The organism is Arthrobacter rhombi, assembly GCF_900163545.1.
Lineage (GTDB): Bacteria > Actinomycetota > Actinomycetes > Actinomycetales > Micrococcaceae > Arthrobacter_H > Arthrobacter_H rhombi_A.
Genome location: NZ_FUHW01000047.1, coordinates 1 through 2,537, shown reverse-complemented (window position 1 = coordinate 2,537; position 2,537 = coordinate 1). Strand labels below are relative to the sequence as shown.

At 67.3% G+C, this 2,537-nt stretch carries 4 protein-coding genes; all 4 read left to right on the top strand.

Annotated features, from left to right (window positions below; genetic code table 11):
* Nucleotides 1-218: 218 nt before the first annotated feature.
* Nucleotides 219-1,346, top strand: coding sequence for an AI-2E family transporter (locus FM101_RS14150; protein ID WP_087000793.1), 1,128 nt, complete (start codon nt 219-221; stop codon nt 1,344-1,346).
* Between the two features lie 32 nt (nt 1,347-1,378).
* A complete protein-coding gene (locus tag FM101_RS14145; protein ID WP_087000791.1) occupies nt 1,379-1,915 on the top strand; it encodes a TetR/AcrR family transcriptional regulator in 537 nt (178 codons plus the stop codon).
* Entirely contained in the window at nt 1,912-2,271 is a 360-nt protein-coding gene (locus tag FM101_RS14140; RefSeq protein ID WP_087000789.1) for a DMT family transporter, read from the top strand. The genes FM101_RS14145 and FM101_RS14140 overlap by 4 nt, the downstream gene beginning before the upstream one ends.
* Nucleotides 2,268-2,537: DMT family transporter (locus tag FM101_RS14135; RefSeq protein ID WP_428844168.1), on the top strand; the 270-nt coding region annotated here is incomplete at its 3' end. The genes FM101_RS14140 and FM101_RS14135, both read left to right, overlap by 4 nt.

Sequence of the window (2,537 nt, the reverse complement as noted above, 5' to 3'; positions counted from 1 at the left end):
TCACTACGAGGACTTCCACCCGCTGCCCGCGTACCCAACCTCAGTGGTCAATACAGCTAGCCGACACATCTGTCTGGAGGCCGACGGTCGTTGTGATCCCCCGCAGGGGGTGTGAGACTGGGCCCTGACCCGTCGACTCCAAGGAGGGGTGTGATGCCGAAAACCGGCCTCGAGAAGGAACGTTTCGCCGCATCCCTGGACCTGGCGGGGGCCGGCTCATGAGCGAGGCCCCGCCCCGCTCATTGGCCCGCGGCCTCACCACGGCCAGTCGCTGGACCGCCAAGTCCCTGGTGCTGGTCGTCGGGTTGGTGGTGTTGTGGCTGCTGCTGCGCACCTTATGGGCGGTGGTCTTCCCTTTGTTGCTGGCCCTGCTGCTGTCCTCGTTGTTGTGGCCGCTATGCCGGGGACTCCACCGGGCAATGCCCCGCGCGCTGGCCGCCCTGCTGTCGTTGCTGGTGTTGTTGGCCGTCGTGGCGGGCGTCATCTGGGCGGCCATCCCCGCCCTCGGTTCAGGGACCCGCCGCCTGGGCGCACTCGCCCAGGAGAACCTCACCAGCTTCACCACGCAACTGCGCGATTTGCCGCTGGATCTGAGCGGGGTGGACCTGCAGCAGAACCTGGAGGACATCCTGGGCTGGGTGGGCGGCCGCTGGCAGGACATCCTGTTCGGCATCGCCTCGGGTCTGGGATCGGTGACCAGCCTCATCGTCGTGCTGCTGCTGACCCTGGTGCTGACCTTCTTCTGCCTCAAGGACGGCGAGCGCTTCCTGCCCTGGGTGTTCCACTGGACCTCGCCGGAGACCCACGTCCATGCCGGACGTCTGGGCGAACAGGCCTGGCAGGCCCTGTCCGCCTACCTGAAGACGCAGATCATCGTGGCCCTGGTCGACGCCGTCTTCATCGGGTTGGGCCTGTGGCTGCTGGACGTCCCGCTGGCCTTCCCGCTGGCGCTGCTGATCTTCTTCGCCGGATTCATCCCCGTGATCGGCGCCGTCTCCACCGGCCTGCTGGCCACCCTGGTGGCCCTGCTGGCGCACGGCTGGGCCACCGCCCTGGCGACCCTGGTGGTGGTGCTGGCGGTCCAGCAGCTCGAGGCGAACCTGCTGCAGCCCTACATCGTGGGCAAGGCCCTGCATCTGCATCCGGCCGTCGTCATCGGGGCCGTCACACTCGGCTTCACTCTCTTCGGCATCATCGGGGCCTTCCTCGCCGTGCCGGTGACCGCCGTTGCAGTCGTCGTCCTGCGCTACCTGCGCGAACAAACCCAACCCGCTCCCCCACCGGAAGCCCCCGAGACGCCCTCGGACGCGGCCGACGAGGATCCGGCGTCACCCACCCCGGCATGACGAACCAACCTTCCGGTTGGTAAAGTAAGGACATGAGTGCCGATACCCGCGACCAGATCATCGATTCCTCCCTGCGCCTGCTGCGCCAGGGGGACACGGTCTCCCTGGAATCGGCGGCCCGCGAGGCGGGGCTGACCAAACCCGGGCTGATGTACCACTTCCGGACCAAGGAAGCGCTCATGCTCGGGCTGGTCGACGCGGTGATCGATCAATGGGTCGTCGAACTTTCGGCCCGTCTGGGAGATACCCCGGAACAGGCCACGGCCACCGACCGGGTCACGGCCTATCTGGAATGGACACTGGAGCGGAACTTCGACGCCTCCGATCTGGTGATGCTCACCGATCCGCGACTACGCGACCCGCTGACCGAACGGTGGAGTGAACGCTTCGGCCCGTGGTTCGCCGTGCCCGACGGCGCATCGGCGGCCCTGCGCGGACGGTTGGCAGCGGTCAGGCTGTTGGCCGACGGCATCTGGTTCGCCAGCGCCACCGACATCCTGCCCCCAGCGCAGGACGAGCTGGAGACCATCCGCACCGCCGCCGTCTCACTGTTGGAGGACCAGCCATGAAGAAGTGGCTTCTGTTGACCGGGGCCATCCTCACCGAGGTCACCGGCTCGGTGTCACTGAAGGCCGCCGTCGAACACCCCGGCTGGTATTTCCTCACCGCCGTCGGATTCGTGGTGGCCTTCGTCTTCCTCGCCGCCGTCCTGCGCGAAGGGATGCCCTTGGGCGTGGCCTACGGCATCTGGGGTGCCAGCGGTGTCGCCCTGACTGCTGCACTGTCGGCAATCATCTTCGGCGAACCATTGACGGCCACCATGCTCGCCGGGATGGGGCTGATCATTGCCGGGGTGCTGACCATCGAACTCGGTTCCCAACGCGCCGCGGAGCGTGCACATGAACAGCAAGGGACTCCAGCATGATCGGCTGGGTCCTGTTGGGTGCGGCCATCGTCAGTGAAGTCGCCGGCACCTTGTCCTTGCGCATGGCCACGTCCGGGAGTCGCCGTTGGTACGGTGCCGTCGCCGTCGGCTACCTCGTCGCCTTCTCCTGCCTGGCCCTGGCACTGCAGACCGGGCTGGCCCTCGGCGTCGCCTACGGGATCTGGGCCGCCGTGGGGGTGGCGTTGACCGCTCTGGCCAGCAAGGTCCTCTTCGGTGAACCGCTGAACTGGGTCATGACCTGCGGC

Excerpts from the sequence above, each read along its gene's own strand:
- FM101_RS14150 (WP_087000793.1), top strand. The coding sequence starts at position 219 with ATGAGCGAGGCCCCGCCCCGCTCATTGGCCCGCGGCCTCACCACGGCC.
- FM101_RS14145 (WP_087000791.1), top strand. The coding sequence starts at position 1,379 with ATGAGTGCCGATACCCGCGACCAGATCATCGATTCCTCCCTGCGCCTG.
- FM101_RS14140 (WP_087000789.1), top strand. The coding sequence starts at position 1,912 with ATGAAGAAGTGGCTTCTGTTGACCGGGGCCATCCTCACCGAGGTCACC.